This is a genomic window from Cellulomonas sp. HD19AZ1, assembly GCF_004535805.1.
Lineage (GTDB): Bacteria > Actinomycetota > Actinomycetes > Actinomycetales > Cellulomonadaceae > Cellulomonas > Cellulomonas iranensis.
The window spans coordinates 199,811-217,634 of the sequence record NZ_SPHX01000007.1 but is presented as its reverse complement, the minus strand read 5'-3'; the positions used below and the strand labels follow the sequence as shown (position 1 = coordinate 217,634).

Annotated in this window: 14 protein-coding genes; 9 read left to right on the top strand and 5 right to left on the bottom strand. The window is 75.6% G+C overall.

Annotated features, from left to right (window positions below; all coding sequences use genetic code 11):
* Positions 1-81: 81 nt before the first annotated feature.
* Positions 82-2,487 (top strand): bifunctional (p)ppGpp synthetase/guanosine-3',5'-bis(diphosphate) 3'-pyrophosphohydrolase, encoded by a 2,406-nt coding sequence (locus E4A51_RS16120; RefSeq protein ID WP_206120077.1) that lies wholly within the window; start codon positions 82-84, stop codon positions 2,485-2,487.
* Here the strand turns inward: E4A51_RS16120 and E4A51_RS16115 are convergent.
* The 3 genes from E4A51_RS16115 to E4A51_RS16105 form a co-directional block, all read right to left on the bottom strand.
* Positions 2,436-3,125 (bottom strand): hypothetical protein, encoded by a 690-nt coding sequence (locus tag E4A51_RS16115; RefSeq protein ID WP_134852362.1) that lies wholly within the window; start codon positions 3,123-3,125, stop codon positions 2,436-2,438. The two genes, E4A51_RS16120 and E4A51_RS16115, sit on opposite strands and share 52 nt — an antisense overlap.
* 64 nt (positions 3,126-3,189) lie before the next feature.
* Positions 3,190-5,031 (bottom strand): DUF349 domain-containing protein, encoded by a 1,842-nt coding sequence (locus E4A51_RS16110; RefSeq protein WP_134852361.1) that lies wholly within the window; start codon positions 5,029-5,031, stop codon positions 3,190-3,192.
* Positions 5,028-5,798 carry a peptidylprolyl isomerase gene (locus E4A51_RS16105; RefSeq protein WP_046528338.1) on the bottom strand — a complete coding sequence of 257 codons (771 nt, stop codon included), beginning with the start codon at positions 5,796-5,798 and terminating at the stop codon, positions 5,028-5,030. Before E4A51_RS16105 ends, E4A51_RS16110 begins: the two co-directional genes overlap by 4 nt.
* Before the next feature lie 182 nt (positions 5,799-5,980).
* Between E4A51_RS16105 and E4A51_RS16100 the strand changes: the two genes are divergently transcribed.
* The 6 genes from E4A51_RS16100 (at position 5,981) to E4A51_RS16075 (ending at position 12,717) form a co-directional block, all read left to right on the top strand.
* Complete coding sequence (locus E4A51_RS16100) at positions 5,981-6,703, top strand: MBL fold metallo-hydrolase (protein WP_070318789.1); 723 nt, start codon at positions 5,981-5,983, stop codon at positions 6,701-6,703.
* Positions 6,704-6,759: 56 nt separating this feature from the next.
* The gene (gene hisS, locus E4A51_RS16095) at positions 6,760-8,133 is read left to right on the top strand and encodes a histidine--tRNA ligase (protein WP_134852360.1); all 1,374 of its coding nucleotides are present in this window, start codon (positions 6,760-6,762) and stop codon (positions 8,131-8,133) included.
* A 172-nt stretch (positions 8,134-8,305) separates the two neighbouring features.
* Positions 8,306-8,944, top strand: a complete 639-nt coding sequence (locus tag E4A51_RS16090) for a hypothetical protein (protein ID WP_134852359.1) — start codon at positions 8,306-8,308, stop codon at positions 8,942-8,944.
* A gap of 31 nt (positions 8,945-8,975) precedes the next feature.
* Positions 8,976-10,025, top strand: coding sequence for an Rv2578c family radical SAM protein (locus E4A51_RS16085; RefSeq protein ID WP_134852358.1), 1,050 nt, complete (start codon positions 8,976-8,978; stop codon positions 10,023-10,025).
* 128 nt (positions 10,026-10,153) lie between these two features.
* Positions 10,154-11,953: an aspartate--tRNA ligase gene (gene aspS / locus E4A51_RS16080; protein ID WP_134852357.1), complete on the top strand. Its 1,800-nt coding sequence runs from the start codon at positions 10,154-10,156 to the stop codon at positions 11,951-11,953.
* Positions 11,950-12,717: an N-acetyltransferase gene (locus E4A51_RS16075; protein WP_134852356.1), complete on the top strand. Its 768-nt coding sequence runs from the start codon at positions 11,950-11,952 to the stop codon at positions 12,715-12,717. The genes aspS and E4A51_RS16075 overlap by 4 nt, the downstream gene beginning before the upstream one ends.
* 13 nt (positions 12,718-12,730) lie before the next feature.
* On the opposite strand, the gene E4A51_RS16070 is transcribed toward E4A51_RS16075, so the two are convergent.
* Positions 12,731-13,108, bottom strand: a complete 378-nt coding sequence (locus E4A51_RS16070; RefSeq protein WP_134852355.1) for a hypothetical protein — start codon at positions 13,106-13,108, stop codon at positions 12,731-12,733.
* Between the two features lie 55 nt (positions 13,109-13,163).
* Positions 13,164-15,395, bottom strand: coding sequence for an MMPL family transporter (locus tag E4A51_RS16065; protein WP_134852354.1), 2,232 nt, complete (start codon positions 15,393-15,395; stop codon positions 13,164-13,166).
* Positions 15,396-15,503: 108 nt separating this feature from the next.
* On the opposite strand from E4A51_RS16065, the gene E4A51_RS16060 reads away from it, so the two are divergent.
* Together E4A51_RS16060 and rpsD are read left to right on the top strand one after the other, a co-directional pair.
* On the top strand, positions 15,504-16,883 hold the full coding sequence (locus E4A51_RS16060; protein ID WP_046530520.1) for a replication-associated recombination protein A: 1,380 nt from the start codon (positions 15,504-15,506) through the stop codon (positions 16,881-16,883).
* A 292-nt stretch (positions 16,884-17,175) separates the two neighbouring features.
* Positions 17,176-17,802, top strand: coding sequence for a 30S ribosomal protein S4 (gene rpsD, locus E4A51_RS16055; protein ID WP_052748197.1), 627 nt, complete (start codon positions 17,176-17,178; stop codon positions 17,800-17,802).
* Positions 17,803-17,824: the final 22 nt, after the last annotated feature.

Below are 17,824 nucleotides of genomic sequence, written 5' to 3'. Positions count from 1 at the left end.
GGGCAGGGCGCCCCGGGTGCCGGACGGCCGTCCGACGGTGCGGGCGGTCGTAGACTCGTCGGACCAGGGGAGGGGTGCGAGATGGCGGACAGCACGGGCACGGGGACGGACGCGACGACCGCGTCCGTGACCGGCGTGCCCGCGACCCCGCCGCGCGGCGCGCACGGCGCCCCGGCCACACCCTCCACGGGCACGGCGCGGCAGGGCGAGCCGGAGCCCGCGACGGGGTCGACGAGCCGCGTGCGGGCCCGTCTCGCGCGGCTGTCGGGCCGGTCCGGTCCGGCGTACCCCGCCCTCGAGCCGGTGCTGCAGGCCGTCCGCACCAACCACCCGAAGGCCGACCTCTCCGGCATCGAGCAGGCCTACGTCGTCGCCGAGCAGGCGCACCGTGGGCAGCTGCGCAAGAGCGGCGACCCGTACATCACGCACCCGGTCGCGGTCGCGACGATCCTGGCCGAGCTCGGCATGACGCCCTCGACGCTCGTCGCCGCGCTGCTGCACGACACCGTCGAGGACACCGACTACTCGCTCGACCAGCTGCGCCGCGAGTTCGGTCCCGAGGTCGCGATGCTGGTCGACGGCGTCACGAAGCTCGACAAGGTCGCGTACGGCGACGCGGCGCAGGCCGAGACGGTGCGCAAGATGGTCGTCGCGATGTCGCGTGACATCCGCGTGCTCGTCATCAAGCTTGCGGACCGCCTGCACAACGCGCGGACGTGGAAGTTCGTGTCGTCGGCGTCCGCCGAGAAGAAGGCCCGCGAGACCCTCGAGATCTACGCGCCGCTCGCGCACCGGCTCGGCATGAACACGATCAAGTGGGAGCTCGAGGACCTGTCTTTCGCGACGCTGTACCCCAAGGTCTACGACGAGATCGTGCACCTCGTCGCCGAGCGGGCCCCCGCGCGCGAGGAGTACCTCGCGACCGTGCGGGAGCAGGTCGGGACGGACCTGCGCGCCGCGAAGATCAAGGCGACGGTCACGGGCCGCCCGAAGCACTACTACTCGATCTACCAGAAGATGATCGTGCGCGGCCGCGACTTCGCGGACATCTACGACCTCGTGGGCGTGCGCGTCCTGGTCGACACGGTGCGCGACTGCTACGCGGCGCTCGGTGCGCTGCACGCGCGGTGGAACCCGGTCCCCGGCCGGTTCAAGGACTACATCGCGATGCCCAAGTTCAACCTCTACCAGTCGCTGCACACGACCGTGATCGGGCCGGGCGGCAAGCCCGTCGAGATCCAGATCCGCACGCACGACATGCACCGCCGGGCCGAGTACGGCGTCGCGGCGCACTGGAAGTACAAGGAGACGGCCAAGAGCGGCCAGCCGGACACGGCGGGCAACGACATGACGTGGCTGCGTCAGCTCGTCGACTGGCAGCGCGAGACGGCCGACCCCACCGAGTTCCTCGACCTGCTGCGCGACGAGATCGCCGGGGCCGAGGTCTACGTCTTCACGCCCAAGGGCGACGTGCAGGCGCTGCCGTCCGGCGCCACACCGGTCGACTTCGCGTACGCCGTCCACACCGACGTCGGTCACCGCACCATGGGTGCGCGCGTCAACGGTCGTCTCGTGCCGCTGGACTCGGTCCTCGAGAACGGCGACGTCGTCGAGGTCTTCACTTCGCGCTCCGAGACCGCCGGCCCCAGCCGCGACTGGCTCGCGTTCGTCAAGAGCCCCCGCGCGCGCAACAAGATCCGCCAGTGGTTCACCAAGGAGCGGCGCGAGGAGGCGATCGAGCACGGCAAGGACGCCATCGCCAAGGCGATGCGCAAGCAGAACCTGCCGATCCAGCGCCTCATGTCGCACGAGGCCCTCGTCGCGCTCGCGCACGAGATGCGGTACGCCGACGTCTCCGCGCTGTACGCGGCCGTGGGCGAGGGGCAGGCGTCGGCCGCGTCGGTCGTGCAGCGGCTCGTGCACTCGCTCGGCGGCGAGCCCGCCGCCGAGGAGGACATCGCCGAGACCGCGCGTCCGGGCGCGACCGCGCGGCGCGTGCGCACCGGCGACCCGGGCGTGGTCGTCAAGGGCGTCGGCGACGTGTGGGTCAAGCTCGCGAAGTGCTGCACGCCCGTGCCGGGCGACGACATCGTCGGCTTCGTGACGCGCGGTGCCGGCGTCTCGGTCCACCGGTCCGACTGCCTCAACGTCGAGGCGCTGCGGAACCAGCCCGAGCGCATCGTCGAGGTGTCCTGGTCGCACACGAGCTCGCAGCTGTTCCTCGTGCAGATCCAGGTCGAGGCGCTCGACCGCTCGCGGCTGCTGTCCGACGTGACGCGCGTGCTGTCCGACCACCACGTCAACATCCTGTCGGCGTCGGTGTCGACGTCCCGCGACCGCGTCGCGCTGTCCCGCTTCGTCTTCGAGATGGCCGAGCCGTCGCACCTCGCGTCGGTGCTGTCCGCCGTGCGTCGCATCGAGGGCGTGTTCGACGTCTACCGGATCACCGGGTCGCGCGGGGCCGAGGAGCCCGCGATCCGCGCCTGAGCGCCACCGGGCGCACGCCCGCCCCCGGCGGTGGTGCGCTCGTCGGCGACCTGCGCGAGGACGTGACGCGCGCGGCGGACGCCGCGGCCGCCGTGCAGGGACGCCGCGGCCCGCGCCGCGCGACCGGTGTCGAGCCCCACGTCGCGCAGCGCCCGCAGCAGCGGCAGCGACTGCGCCGGGGGCAGCCAGCGGGCGACGTCCAGCGCCGTGCGCAGCACCGTGGTCACGCGCACGCCGTCGATCGTCAGGACGTCCGCGTCCGACAGCTCCGCCTCGTGGGTGCGCCGGTCCGGGTGGGGGTCGGGACGTCGCGCACGCGTGCGCACCAGCACGTCCGCCCGCGCGGGGGACGGACCCCCGACGTGCACCCAGACGGCCGTCGCACGGCCGATCACGCCGCGCTCCGGCACGAGCGCGGCCAGCGCGGCGACCCGCACCGCGGGGTCCTCGGTGCACGCCGCCACGCGCGCCGCACCGCCCCACACCGGGGTGATCAGGCCGTCACGGAGCAGCCCGGCCCACTCGAGCGACGACACGTCGGCGCGGTGCACCACCGAGCGGCCGGGGCGCGGCCCCGGACGCAGCTGCCGGAGCGCGCGGGGGACGGCGGGGACGACGGGCGGTGCGGGTGTGCTCACGTACGCAGGATGCCCGCCCGCCTCCCCGGGCGGGGGAGCGGACGGGCATCCTGTGGACGGCGGATCAGCCGCGGGCGTCGTCCGCGGCGCGCTGCACCTGCTCGAGCCACGCGCGACGCGCGTCGAGCGCGGCCTGCGCGTCGGCGATCTTCCGCTGGTCGCCGGCGGCGCGGGCCTTCTCGAGGTCGGCCTCGAGCCCGGCGATGGCCTGCTCGAGCTGTGCCGCCGCTCCCTCGGCGCGGGCACGCGTCTCGGGGTTGGTCCGGCGCCACTGCGCGGAGTCGGCGTCGCGGATCGCGTTCTCGACGGCGCGCATGCGACCCTCGACGCGCTGCAGGTCGGCGCGCGGGACCTTGCCCGCCGCGTCCCAGCGGTCCTGGAGCGAGCGGAGCGCGGCCTTCGCTGCGGCGAGGTCGCGCACGGGCAGGAGCGCCTCGGCCTCGACCAGCAGCGCCTCCTTGACCTCGAGGTTGGCGCGGAACTCCTCGTCAACGGCCTGGTTCGCGGCGTCGCGGGCCGCGAAGAACGCGTCCTGCGCCGTGCGGAACCGGGCCCACAGCGCGTCGTCGACCTGGCGGCTGGCGCGGCCCGCGGCCTTCCAGCGCGTCATGAGGTCGCGGTACGCCGCCGACGTGGCACCCCACTCGGTGCTCGTGGACAGCGCCTCGGCCTCCGCGACGAGCTGCTCCTTGGCGGCCTTCGCGTCGGCGTTGCGCGACTCGAGCTCGGCGAAGAAGTGCCGCCGCTCGCGGTCGAACGTCGTGCGCGCGTGGCTGAACCGCTTCCAGAGGGACTCCTCGGTGGGGCGGTCGATGCGCGGGCCCGAGCGCTGCGCGTCCTTCCACTGGTCGAGGAGCGAGCGCAGCTGCTCGCCCGCCGGACGCCACTGGATGCGCGACGGGTCGGTCGCGGCGATCTTCTCGGCCTGCTCGACGATCTGCGTCCGGGCGGCGATCGCGGCCTCGCGGGCCGCGGCGCGCTCGGCCTCGGCCTGGGCGCGTCGCTCGCGCGCACGCTCGCGCAGGCCCTCGAGCCGCGTACGCAGCCCGTCGAGGTCCCCGACCGCAGCGGGCTCGGCGAGCTCCTCGGTGAGACGCGAGAGGGTCTGGTCGATCTCCTTGACCGAGAGGTCGGTCGCGGACAGCCGGGCCTCGAACAGCGCGACCTTGGCCTGCAGGTCGAGGAAGCGCCGCACGTACAGCGCGAGCGCCTCGGGCGCGCTCGCGCCCGGGAACTGGCCCACGACGCGCTCGCCCGCGGCCTCGACGACGTGCACCGTGCCGTCCTCGTCGACGCGACCGAACGTGGCGGCTCGCGCCGCCTCGGCCTCCTCGTCGGGCGTGGGCACCGGCACCGCGGGGGTCGCTGGTGCCGCGGCGCCCGCCGGGCGCGGACCGGGTCGCAGCGAGGCCGGGGTGGGGCGCGGACCGCCCGGGCGGGGACGCGGGCGCGGGGCGCCCGAGGCGACGGGTGCGGCGGCCGCCTCCGCATTGGCGGCGGCCGTCTCCGCCGCCTCCGGCTCGGCCGCGGGCTCCGCCTCGGTGGCCGGTGCCGCGGTCGCCGCCGTCTCCGGTGCCTGCGCGGCGTCCGGTGCGTCGGTGCCCGCAGGCGTCTCGGTGACGTCGGCGGGGGCCTGCGCGGCGTCGCCGTCCGTGCCCTCGACGGGCGTGTCGTCAGCGGGCGTGCTCTCGTCTGGCGTGCTCTCGGCAGGCGCGCCGTCGCCGGGCGCGGCGTCGTCGGACGTCGCCGCGCCCTGCGGCTCGGGAGCGGCGGCCGGCTCGACGGCCTCGGGCGCGTCCTGCACGACGTCGGGCGCGGCCTCGGCCTCGGGTGCCGGCGCGTCACCCGCGAGGGGGGGAGCCTGCTCGGCGTCGTCCACGGACGGCGTCGTCGGGTGCTCGGTCACTGGATCTCCACTCCCTCGATGGTGACGTCGGTGACCGGACGTTCGCTGCCGTCCTGGGTCCCCGCGTCAGCGATGGCCTGCACGACGTCCAGACCGGACGTGATGCGGCCGAACACGGTGTAACCACCCGCCGCGTCGGACGGGATCTGCGAGTCCTCGTAGACGAGGAAGAACTGGGAGCCCATCGAGGCACCGTCGCCGCTGACGCGCGCCATGGCGATGGTGCCCGCCGGGTAGACGTCGTCGGCCGGGGCGTTCTCGACCGGGCCCCACGCGTAGCCCGGGCCGCCCTGGCCGGTCGCCGTCGGGTCGCCGCACTGCAGCACGTGGATGCCGGTCGTGACGAGGCGGTGGCACAGGGTGTCGTCGAAGTAGCCCTCGTCCGCCAGGGTCACGAAGTTCGCGACCGCCTGCGGCGCGGCCGCGCCGTCGAGCTCGACGCCGATCTCACCGGCGGACGTGCGCAGCGTCCCGGTCCACGTGCGGCCCTCGGCGAGCGCCGGGTCGGGCACGGCGCCGCCGTTGCCGGTCCGTGCGGGCAGGGCCGCGGGTGCCGTGGCCGCGCCGGTCGGTGCGGCCTCGACGGGCTCGCCGCCGCGCGTGAGGCCCGCGACCGCGGCGACGCCGATGCCGAGCGCGAGCACCCCGACGACGCCGACGGCGACCGTGCGCGTGCGCCGCTGCCGCGCGCGCTGCGCCTCGACCTGACGCGCCTGCCACTTCTCGTGCCGGCGGTGCGCGTTCTCGCGCTCGCGCTTCGAAGACACCGCTCTCCTCGACTCGTCGTGCCGGCGGGGTGCGCCGTGCCTTCTGCGGCCCGGGCCGTGCGGCCCGGCTCCGGCGGACCTGGTGCCGGACCCCGACAGTCTAGGCAAGGCGGGGCCGTCGCCGTGCACCCGTGCCGCGACGCGCGCGCCGGTGCGTCGCGGCCCTCGTCTAGCGTGGCCGCATGCAGATCCTCACGCTCGTCGCACCGGTCTTCGCGGCACGCTGCTCGGTGGTCGTCGCGGACGACGGCACGTGCGTGGTCGTCGACCCGGGGGCCGGTGCGGGGGAGCAGGTGCGCCGCGCCGTCGCCGAGCGTGACCTGCACCCGCGCGCGGTGCTCGTCACGCACGGGCACGCCGACCACACGTGGGACGCCCCGGCGCTCGCCGACGCGTTCGGCGTGCCGGTGCTGCTGCACGCGGGCGACGCGTACCGGCTCGACGACCCGTTCGGGAGCCTGGGCGTGCTCGACCCGCGGCACGACCCGACCGGTCCGCTCGCGCAGGCGCTGGCCGCCGCGGGCGTCGACCTCGGCTCGTGGCACGCGCCCGCGCACGTCGAGACGTTCGGCACGGCGGACGGCGACCGCTCACCGGACACGGTGCTCGACCTCGGCGGCGTGCGGCTCACGGCCCGGCACGCGCCGGGCCACACCGAGGGCTCGACGCTCTACGTCCTGGGCGACGACGCCCCCGAGCCGGTCGTGCTCAGCGGCGACGTGCTGTTCGCCGGGAGCGTCGGGCGCACCGACCTGCCCGGCGGCGACCCGGCCGCGATGGCGACCACGCTGCGCGACGTCGTCGGTGCCCTGCCGCGCGCCGCGCGCGTGCTGCCCGGGCACGGCCCCGCGACCGACGTGGCGACCGAGCTCGCCACCAACCCGTACCTGCGCGCCGTGCGCTGACGACCGGCCCGCGGACCGTGCACGAGGCGCTCCGCACGTCTGGGATCATCGGAGCCATGGCGCGACCCACACCCCTGTCCGGATTCCCCGAGTGGCTGCCCGAGGGGCGCATCGTCGAGCAGCACGTGCTCGACGTGCTGCGCCGCACGTTCGAGCTCCACGGGTTCGCGGGCATCGAGACGCGGGCCGTCGAGCCGCTCGACCAGCTGCTGCGCAAGGGCGAGACCTCCAAGGAGGTCTACGTGCTGCGCCGGCTCCAGGAGGACCCGGACGCACCCGCCGAGCGCGCCGGGCAGCTCGGCCTGCACTTCGACCTCACCGTGCCGTTCGCGCGGTACGTGCTCGAGAACGCCGGGCACCTCGCGTTCCCGTTCCGGCGCTACCAGATCCAGAAGGTCTGGCGCGGCGAGCGCCCGCAGGACGGCCGGTTCCGGGAGTTCGTGCAGGCGGACATCGACGTGGTCGGCGCGGGCGCGCTGCCGTACCACTACGAGGTCGAGCTCCCGCTCGTCATGGCCGACGCGCTCGGCGCGCTGCGGGACCTCGGCGTGCCGCCCGTGCGGATCCTCGTGAACAACCGCAAGGTCGCCGAGGGGTTCTACCGCGGCCTCGGGCTCGACGTCGTCGAGGCCGTCCTGCGCGGCATCGACAAGCTCGACAAGATCGGCCCCGACGCCGTCGCCGAGCTGCTCGTGGCCGAGGCCGGCGCGTCCGCCGCGCAGGCCGCCGCGTGCCTCGAGCTCGCGGGCGTCCGCGGCGAGGACGCCACGGTCGTCGACCGCGTCCGCGAGATCGCGGCACGGCACGACGCGTCCACCGACCTGCTCGAGGAGGGGCTCGCCGAGCTCGGTGCGCTCGTCGCCGCGGCGGCCGAGCGGGCGCCGGGCGTGGTGGTCGCCGACCTGCGCATCGCGCGCGGCCTCGACTACTACACGGGGTCGGTCTACGAGACCGTGCTCGTCGGCCACGAGGACCTCGGCTCGATCTGCTCGGGCGGGCGCTACGACACGCTCGCGTCCGACGGCGCGACCACCTACCCCGGGGTCGGCCTGTCGATCGGCGTCTCGCGGCTCGTGTCGCGTCTGCTCTCGGCCGGCCTCGTGCGCGCGACCCGCTCGGTGCCGACCGCCGTGCTCGTCGCCGTCACGAGCGAGGAGCGGCGCGCGCAGTCCGACGCCGTCGCGGCCGCGCTGCGCGCGCGCGGCGTGCCGACGGAGGTCGCGCCCAGCGCCGCGAAGTTCGGCAAGCAGATCCGCCACGCCGACCGGCGCGGCATCCCGTTCGTGTGGTTCGTCGGCGACACCACCGACGACGGCGCGCCGCGGCAGGACGAGGTGAAGGACATCCGCTCGGGCGAGCAGGTCGTCGCCGACGCCGCGTCGTGGACGCCGCCCGCCGAGGACCTCCTGCCGCGCGTCGTCACGGGCTGACCGGGCGCGCCGGCCTCGACCGCCGACCGGCGCGGGCACGCGTCGGGATCGGCCACCGACGGACAGGCGTGCGGTGCGGGGGGCACCGGCGCGCACGTGTCCGCCGGGCCGTCCCGCCGTCCGTCGGCGGTGCCGGCGCGCGCCGGGGACCCGGCGTGCCTAGCGTGTGCGCGTGACCCCGCGCGAGCACGTCCCCGCCACCGGTCCGCTCACGCTGCGCGGCCACATCGCCGGCGTCGGCACGGCCGAGGGCACGCGACTCGTGGTCGGGCGCTGGCTGCGGTCACCGCTCGGCGCGTTCGCCGACGTCATGGTCGAACGACCCGACGGCACGCGTGTGCTGCTCGCGCCACGGCCCGACGTCGCGGCGCTCGTCGAGCGGCTGTACACGTTCGACGCGGTCCACCTCGTCGACGTGCGCGTCGTCCCCGACGCGGACGCCCGCACGTGGACCGTCGTCGCGGGGCCGCTCGACGCGCGTCTGACGGTGGGCGCCCGCACGGCCGTCGGGGTCGCGCTGCGCGCGCTGCCGCCCCGCCTGGTCGACCTGCCGCTGACGGCCCCGGTGGTGGACGCCGTCGCGGGCCTGGTCGTGCCCGGCGTCCGCACGCGCGGCACGGGGCGCGACGGCTCGCCCGAGACCTACGCCGCGCGCGACCAGCACGCGGTGGTCGCGCTCGAGGCCACGTGGGGCGGCCGCGCGCTCGGGCCGCTGCGCCCCGTCGAGCCGGCCGTGCGGTTCGGCTTCTCGTCAGCGCCTGCGGCGCCGACGGTCACGGCGGTCGCCGTCCGCATCGGGACACCTCGTTGACATCGGTTCGAACACGTGTTCGACTCGTGCGGTGCGATGGGACGCCCAGAAGACCCAGGAGGTCGACGCCGGTGCGCTGCCGGGCCTCGAGCTGCGGGCCCTGCCCGGCCTGGTGCGCAGCGTCCGCACGCCCGACTTCGCGGGCGTGACGTTCCACGAGGTGCTGTGCCGCAGCGCGCTCAACCGCGTCCCTGACGCCTCGGCCGTGCCGTTCCGGTGGACCGTCAACCCGATGCGCGGGTGCCTGCACGCGTGCGCCTACTGCTTCGCCCGGCCCACGCACGAGTACCTCGACCTGGACGCCGGCCGCGACTTCGAGACGCAGATCGTCGTCAAGACCAACGTCGTCGAGGTGCTGCGCGCCGAGGTCACCCGGGCGTCCTGGCGGCGCGAGCACGTCGCCCTCGGCACCAACACCGACCCCTACCAGCGCGCCGAGGGGCGCTACCGGCTCATGCCCGGGATCATCGACGCGCTCGCGGGCTCCGGCACGCCGCTGTCGGTCCTCACCAAGGGCACGTTGCTGCGGCGCGACCTGCCGCAGCTGGGCGACGTGGTGGCCGCCGGTGGCGCCGTCGCGGTCAGCGTGTCCCTCGCGACGGTCGACGAGGAGCTCCAGGCCGCGCTCGAGCCCGGCACGCCCACGCCGCGCGCGCGGCTCGAGCTGGTGCGGGCGGCACGCGACGCGGGACTCGCGTGCGGCGTGCTCGTCGCGCCCGTGCTGCCGTGGCTGACCGACGACGACGAGCACCTCGACGCGCTGCTGCGCGCCGTCCGTGACGCCGGCGCGACGTCGGTGACCGTCCTCGCGCTGCACCTGCGCGGTGCGGTGAAGGCCGTGATGGGGGACTGGCTGCGCACCCACCGGCCCGCGCTGCTGCCGCGGTACCGGCGCCTGTACGGCGACGGCGCGTACGTCCCGCGCGACTACCAGCGCTGGCTCGACGCGCGCGTCGCACCCGCGCTCGCGCGGCACGGCTTCGGTGCGGGCGAGGACCGTCGGGCGTGGCGCGCGCGGGCGGGCGGGGCCGGGGAGGTCGACCGGGTCGAGGCGGCGGCGCCCGTGCCGACCCTGTTCTGACGCCGGCCGTGCGCCGTGGCGCGGCCCGGTGGCGGGCGAATGCGTGCGGCCCGCGACCCTGCGGCGCGACTAGGATCGTCCGGACGCCCGACCGGGCGTCGTGCACCCGACCCGAAGGACCTCCTCCCGTGCTGCGCACCCACACCGCCGGCTCGCTGCGAGCCGAGCACATCGGCACCACCGTCACCCTCACGGGCTGGGTGGACCGGCGGCGCGATCACGGCGGCGTGGCGTTCGTCGACCTGCGGGACGCGTCGGGCATCGCCCAGGTCGTCATCCGCGACGAGGTCGTCGCGCACGGCCTGCGGGTCGAGTACGTGCTGCAGGTCACCGGCGAGGTCGGGCGACGCCCCGAGGGCAACGAGAACGCGAACCTCGCGACGGGCGAGGTCGAGGTCGTCGCGCACGAGGTCGTCGTGCTCAACGAGTCCGCGCCGCTGCCCTTCCAGGTGTCCGCGTCGGTCGACGAGCCGGTCGGCGAGGAGGCGCGTCTGCGCTACCGCTACCTCGACCTGCGCCGCCAGGGCCCCGCGCACGCGCTGCGCCTGCGCGCCCAGGTGAGCCAGGCCGCGCGCCGCGTGCTCGACGACCGCGGCTTCGTCGAGGTCGAGACCCCGACGCTCACGCGCTCGACCCCCGAGGGCGCGCGCGACTTCGTCGTGCCCGCGCGCCTCGCGCCGGGCTCCTGGTACGCGCTCCCGCAGTCGCCGCAGCTGTTCAAGCAGCTGCTCATGGTCGCGGGCCTCGAGCGCTACTACCAGATCGCGCGCTGCTACCGCGACGAGGACTTCCGCGCCGACCGGCAGCCCGAGTTCACGCAGCTCGACGTCGAGGCCAGCTTCGTCGACCAGGACGACGTCATCGAGCTCGCCGAGGCCGTCCTCACCGCGCTGTGGCGGCTCATCGGCCACGAGATCACCACGCCGATCCCGCGCATGACCTACGCCGACGCGATGGAGCGCTACGGCACCGACAAGCCCGACCTGCGGTTCGGGCTCGAGCTGACGGACCTCACGTCGTACTTCGCGGAGACGCCGTTCCGCGTGTTCCAGGCGCCGTACGTGGGCGCGGTCGTCCAGCCGGGCGGGGCGAGCACGCCGCGCCGCGGGTTCGACGCGTGGCAGGAGTGGGCCAAGCAGCGCGGCGCCAAGGGCCTGGCCTACGTCACGGTGGGCGAGGACGGCGAGCTCGGCGGCCCGGTCGCCAAGAACATCACCGACGCCGAGCGGGCCGGCCTCGCGGCCGCGGTCGGCGCGCAGCCCGGCGACGCGGTGTTCTTCGCCGCCGGGAAGGCGACGGAGGCCCGCGCGCTGCTGGGCGCCGCCCGCCTGGAGATCGGCCGCCGCGGCGGGCTGATCGACGAGGACGCGTGGTCGTTCGTGTGGGTCGTCGACGCGCCGCTGTTCAAGCCGACGGGCGAGGACGACGACGTGGCCGTCGGCGGCGGCGCGTGGACCGCCGTGCACCACGCGTTCACGTCGCCGACCCCCGAGTGGGTCGACCGCTTCGAGGAGGACCCGGGCGCGGCGCTCGCGTACGCGTACGACATCGTCTGCAACGGCAACGAGATCGGCGGCGGCTCGATCCGTATCCACCGCCGTGACGTGCAGCAGCGCGTGTTCGAGGTCATGGGCATCGGCCCGGAGGAGGCCCAGGAGAAGTTCGGCTTCCTGCTCGACGCGTTCCAGTTCGGTGCGCCGCCGCACGGCGGGATCGCGTTCGGCTGGGACCGCATCACGGCGCTGCTGACGCGCTCGGAGTCGATCCGCGAGGTCATCGCGTTCCCGAAGTCGGGTGGCGGCTACGACCCGCTCACCGGTGCGCCCGCGCCCATCTCGGTCGAGCAGCGGCGCGAGACCGGCGTCGACGCGAAGCCGAAGCAGCCGAAGGCGGCGGACGCGGCGCCCGAGGCACCCGCCTCGGCGTGACCGACGGGCTCCTGGCCCGACTGCCCGCGGCCCTGCGCTCCCGGCGCGACGTCCTGTCCGACCGGGAGCGCTGGGCCGCGGCGCGCGTCGTGGCGTCCGACGACCACGCGGCCGTGCTCGTGCGCGACGCCGGCGCGCCCGCCGTGTGGGCGGTCGGCGACTCGGGGTCGCTCGCGACGCTGCTCCCGCCGGCGCTGGTCGCGCACGCGGCGGGGGCGCGGTGGGTCACCGCACCGCGCGACGTACCGGTCCCGCCCGAGGCGCTCGCGGCCGCGGGCGTCGTGCCCCGCACGTCCTGGGACCGGTTGACGACCGCGGCGGCGCCGCGGCGGGTGGCGGGCGAGGACGCCGTCCGTGCGCTCGACCCGGACCGCGACGCCGCGGCGATCGCCGCGTGCCTGGACGCCGCGAACCCCGCGACGCACGCGCGGCCCGGCGCCGACGACGACGCGGCCTGGTGGGGCGTCGAGGGTGAGCACGACGACCTGCTCGGCGTGATCGGCGTGGCGTGGCGCGGCGGCGTGGCCGGCGACCGCTCCGTGCACCTGCACGGCCTCGGCGTCGTGCCTGCGGCACGCGGACGCGGTCTCGGGACGGCGCTCACCGCCGTCGCGACGCGACGCGCTCTCGAGGGCGGTGCGCCGTGGGCGTCGCTCGGGATGTACGCGGACAACGCGGCCGCGCGGCACGTGTACCTGTCGCTCGGGTTCGCGGTCGACGCCGAGAACGCCGGCTACGGGCCGCCCGGAGCCGAGCGCCCCTGACCCCGTCGCGCCGTCACCACCGGCGCGGGGACTCCTCGCCGGCGCCGAGCGTGAGGTGCGGACGGGGAGCCTCGTCGAGCTCCGGGACGCCCATCCAGGCGCCGTCGCCGTCATCCACCGACAGCTGCTGCGGCCGGGCGCGGAACGACCGCCGCCACTGGAACCACAGCACGGGCACCAGGCACGCGAGCACTATCCCGGCGTGGAAGAAGGTGGATGCCGCGGAGGCCTGCGTCTGCGTGTCGCCGGACTCGACACGCAGCGCGATCTCGGTGACCGCCGTCGCCGCGACGACCACGACGACGCCCGTCCACGCGCGAGCGCGCCACCGCGCCCGGCGGTACGCGCCGGGGTCGGTCGGTGCCAGTCGGGAGATCGGGATCCGGGCCACCCCGCCTGCCTACCGCACGGGCGCGGCGTGTCGCGTGGTCCGCCCGGGTGACGCGTCAGTGCAGGATCGCGAACCGCTCGTAGAGGCGGCGCAGGGGGCGCGGGGCCCACCAGTTCGCGCGGTCGAGCACCGTCATGGTCGCGGGGACGAGCAGCAGGCGGACGATCGTCGCGTCGATGAGCACGGCGACCGCCAGCGCGAACCCGACCTCCTTGATGACCACGAGGTCGCCCGCGACGAAGCCCGCGAACACCACGACGATGATCGCGGCGGCCGACGTGATGATGCGGCCCGAGCGCTGCAGGCCCAGGCGGACCGCGGCGTCGGTCGCCATGCCCTCGTCGTGCAGCTCCTTCACGCGCGACAGCAGGAAGACCTCGTAGTCCATGGCGAGCCCGAACGCGAACGCGACGACGAGCGCGAGCACGTACGTCTCGATGCCGCCGGGCGACTCGAAGCCGAGCAGGCCCTCGAGATGGCCGTCCTGGAAGCCCCACACCATGACGCCCAGGGCCGCCAGGATCGACAGCGCGTTGGTCAGCAGCGCCTTGACGGGGATCACGACCGAACCGGTCATGAGGAACAGCAGCACGAGGGTCGCGACGCCCACGATCCCCAGCGCGAGCGGCGCGCGTGCGACGAGCGAGGCGGTGAAGTCGATCTGCGACGCGGCCTGCCCGACGACCCAGCGGTCGAACGGCACGTCGGACGCGCGCACCTGGCGGACCACGTCGGCGGCGACGGGGCCTCCCGGGTCGTCGGTCGCGGCGCGGACGCCGATGACGACGTACGAGCCCAGCGGTGCGGGCAGGTCGACGGACGCGACGTCGGGCAGCTCGGCGAGCTCCGCGGCCCACGCCGTCGCGTCCTCGAGGGACGTCGCTGCCACGACCGTGACGGCGGCGGACGACGCGCCGGGGTAGTTCTCCTCGAGGTCCGCCACGTACTCGCGCTGCGCGGTGCCGGCGGGCAGCAGCTCGAGCCCGCTGATCCGCAGCTGCGTGCCGAGCGCGGGGGACGCCAGCAGGCCGAGCACGACGACCGATCCCAGCATGACCCACCACGGGTGCCGCTGGACGCGGGCGGCCAGCGTCGAGAACGCGCCGTCCTCGCGCTGCACGTCCGACGCGCGCCGCAGCACCGGCAGGCGGGACAGCAGCCCGGGGCGCGCGAGGCGCCGGCCCGCGAGCGTGAGCAGCGCGGGGACGAGCGTCACGGCCGTCGCGACCGCGACGAGCACGACGACGACGCCACCGGCACCGATGGCCCGCAGGATCTCGGGTCGGAACACCAGGAGGCCGGCGATCGAGACGGCGACCGTGACGGCCGAGAACACGACGGTGCGTCCGGCGGTGGCCATGGTCCGCTCGACCGCGGTGACGACCGGTCCGTCGCCGCGGCGCCGACGGCTGCCCGCGCCGCCGTCGACGTCGACGAGCCGGTGCAGCTCCTCGCGGAACCGGGACACGACGAGCAGCCCGTAGTCGATCGACAGGCCCAGGCCCAGCACGGTGACGACGTTGACGACGGACGCGTCGACGTCCATGACGTACGTCATCGCGAGCAGCCCGCCGAGGCCGCCCGCGATGGAGGCGAGCGCACCCGCCATGGGCATGGCGGCGGCCAGGAAGCCGCCGAAGACGACGACCATGACGAGCAGCGCGACCGGCAGCGCGACCAGCTCGCCCGTGCGCAGGTCCTGCTCGACCTGGTCGGTGATCTCCTCGACGATGAGGTGCTCGGCCCCCACGACGCCGTGCACGTCGGGCGCGACGGCGCGCAGGTCGCCGGGGACGTCGCGCAGCCGCTGCTCGACGTCCGCCAGCGCCGCGGACTGCGCGTCGGGGCCCAGGTCGGGCGCCAGCTCGACGACCACGAGGAACCCGCGACCGTCCTGCGCGAGCAGCGGTGCCGCCGCGGGGCTCGTCACGCCGCCGGGCAGGACGAACGGGTCGATGACCGACGCGACGTCGTCGAGCGCGGCCAGCTCCGTGCGCGCGGGCTCGAGCGCGGCCGCGACCTCGGGTGCGGCCGGGTCGACGCCCGAGACCACGAGCGTGACGCCCGGGCCCGTCGTGCGCTCGGCGGCGAGGATCTCCTGCCCGCGGGTCGACTCCGCCCCCGGCACGCCGGGTGCGCCGGTGCTCATGCGGTCGAAGAGGCTCTCGCCGTGCAGGCCCTGCACGGCGAGGCCGTAGCCGACGACCGTGAGGACCAGCCAGACGACGACCGTCGGGCGCGGGTGGTGGGCGACCGAGCGGCCCAGGCGTGCGAACACGCGGGTCATGGTCGCAGGTCTGCGGCGCCCCGCGCACGTCCCGGCGCCCCGTGGCAGGTCGCGCCGGTGCGCGGCCCCGCGGGGCCGGACGTCGGCACCGGTGCGTACGCTCGCGGCATGGACCTGTTCGACGCGGTCACGTCGACCGCGCAGGGGCTGCCCGCGCCGTCGGCCGGCGCCCCCCTCGCGGTGCGGATGCGTCCGCGCACGCTCGCGGAGGTGGCCGGTCAGGCGCACCTGCTCGTGGCGGGCTCGCCGCTGCGCCGGCTCGTCGAGCCGGCCGACGAGGCCGCGCGCCGCGCAGCGCCGTCGTCGGTGATCCTGTGGGGCCCGCCCGGGACCGGGAAGACGACGCTCGCGTACCTCGTGGCCGCGACGTCCGGGCGGCGGTTCGTGGAGCTGTCGGCCGTGACGGCCGGCGTCAAGGACGTGCGCGCGGTGGTCGAGGACGCGCGTCGGCGGCTCGCGGCGGACGGGTCCGAGACGGTGCTGTTCATCGACGAGGTGCACCGCTTCACCAAGGCCCAGCAGGACGCGCTGCTGCCCAGCGTCGAGAACCGGTGGGTCACGCTCGTCGCGGCGACGACCGAGAACCCGTCGTTCTCGGTGAACTCGCCGCTGCTGTCCCGGTCGCTGCTGCTCACGCTGCAGCCGCTCACGACCGACGACGTGCGGTCCCTGGTGCTGCGCGCGGTCGAGGACGAGCGAGGGCTGGACGCGTCGGTCGTGCTGACCGACGACGCGGCCGACCACCTGCTGCGGCTCGCGGGCGGCGACGCGCGCAAGGCGCTGACGATCCTCGAGGCGGCGGCGGGCGCCGCGCTGGGGGACCGCGACCCGGACTCCGACCCGGGCGAGCCCGCCGTGGTCGACCTCGCGACCATGGAGCGCGCGATCGACGTGGCCGCGGTCCGCTACGACCGCGACGGCGACCAGCACTACGACGTCGTGAGCGCGTTCATCAAGTCGATGCGCGGGTCCGACGTCGACGCGGCGCTGCACTACCTCGCGCGCATGGTCGCCGCGGGGGAGGACCCGCGGTTCATCGCCCGGCGCGTCGTGATCGCCGCGTCGGAGGAGGTCGGCATGGCCGACCCGAGCGCGTTGCAGACCGCCGTCGCGGCGGCGCAGGCGGTCGCGCTCATCGGCATGCCGGAGGCGCGGATCATCCTCGCGCAGGCCGTGGTGCACGTCGCGACCGCGCCCAAGTCGAACGCGTCGTACGCGGGCATCAACCGCGCCCTGGAGGACGTGCGTGCGGGCCGCATGGGGACGGTCCCGCCGCACCTGCGGGACGCGCACTACGCCGGCGCGCAGGGGCTCGGGCACGGCAAGGGGTACGTGTACGCGCACGACGAGCCGCACGCCGTGGCGGCGCAGCAGTACCTGCCCGACGAGCTGGTCGGCACCCGGTACTACGAGCCGTCCGACCGCGGGTTCGAGCGGTCGGTGGCCGAGCGGGTGGCGCGCATCCGGGCGATCCTGGGCGACGGCTGACGATGCGAACGGTGCGGGCGCGCCCGTTCGTCTCGAGGGCTCGACACCGGGCGTGAGGCCGTCGCACGACGGGGCCGCGGACCGGGATTTCCGGTCGCGGCCCCGCGGCGGGTAGCATTGCGGGGTTGCCCGGCGTACGACGCACGGGCGACGTCCCTGGGGCCTCAGCCCGCACCCGTGTTCCGTGCCGGGTGCACCGTGGTCGGCCCCGCACCCGTCGGACGTCCTGTCCGTCCGGACCTCGTCCGGTGCACGGGTGTGATCGTCACGAGACACGACAGGAAGTACAGCTGTGAGCAACGTGACCCGCTCGCGTCGCCAGGTCCGCCTGAGCCGCGCGCTCGGCCTGGCCCTGACGCCCAAGGCCGTCAAGCACTTCGAGAAGCGCCCCTACCCCCCGGGCGAGCACGGCCGTGCGCGCCGCCGCACCGAGTCGGACTACGCCGTCCGGCTGCGCGAGAAGCAGCGGCTGCGCGCGCAGTACGCGCTGCGCGAGAAGCAGCTCGCCAAGGCGTACGAGAACGCTCGCAAGGCCCCGGGCCTGACCGGTGAGGCGCTGGTCGAGGACCTCGAGACGCGTCTCGACGCGCTCGTGCTCCGTGCCGGCTTCGCCCGCACGATCCTGCAGGCGCGCCAGACCGTCACGCACCGTCACGTGCTCGTCGACGGCAAGATCGTGGACCGCCCGTCCTTCCGCGTGAAGGAGGGCCAGACCATCCAGATCAAGCCCAAGTCGCAGGCCACCGTGCCGTTCCAGGTCGCCGCCGCCGGCGCGCACCGCGACGTGCTCCCCGCCGTGCCCGGCTACCTCGAGGTCCAGCTCGAGAAGCTCAGCGCGACGCTCGTGCGCCGCCCGAAGCGCGCCGAGGTCCCCGTGACCTGCGAGGTCCAGCTGGTCGTCGAGTTCTACGCCCGCTGACCCGGCACCGACGGACGCCCCG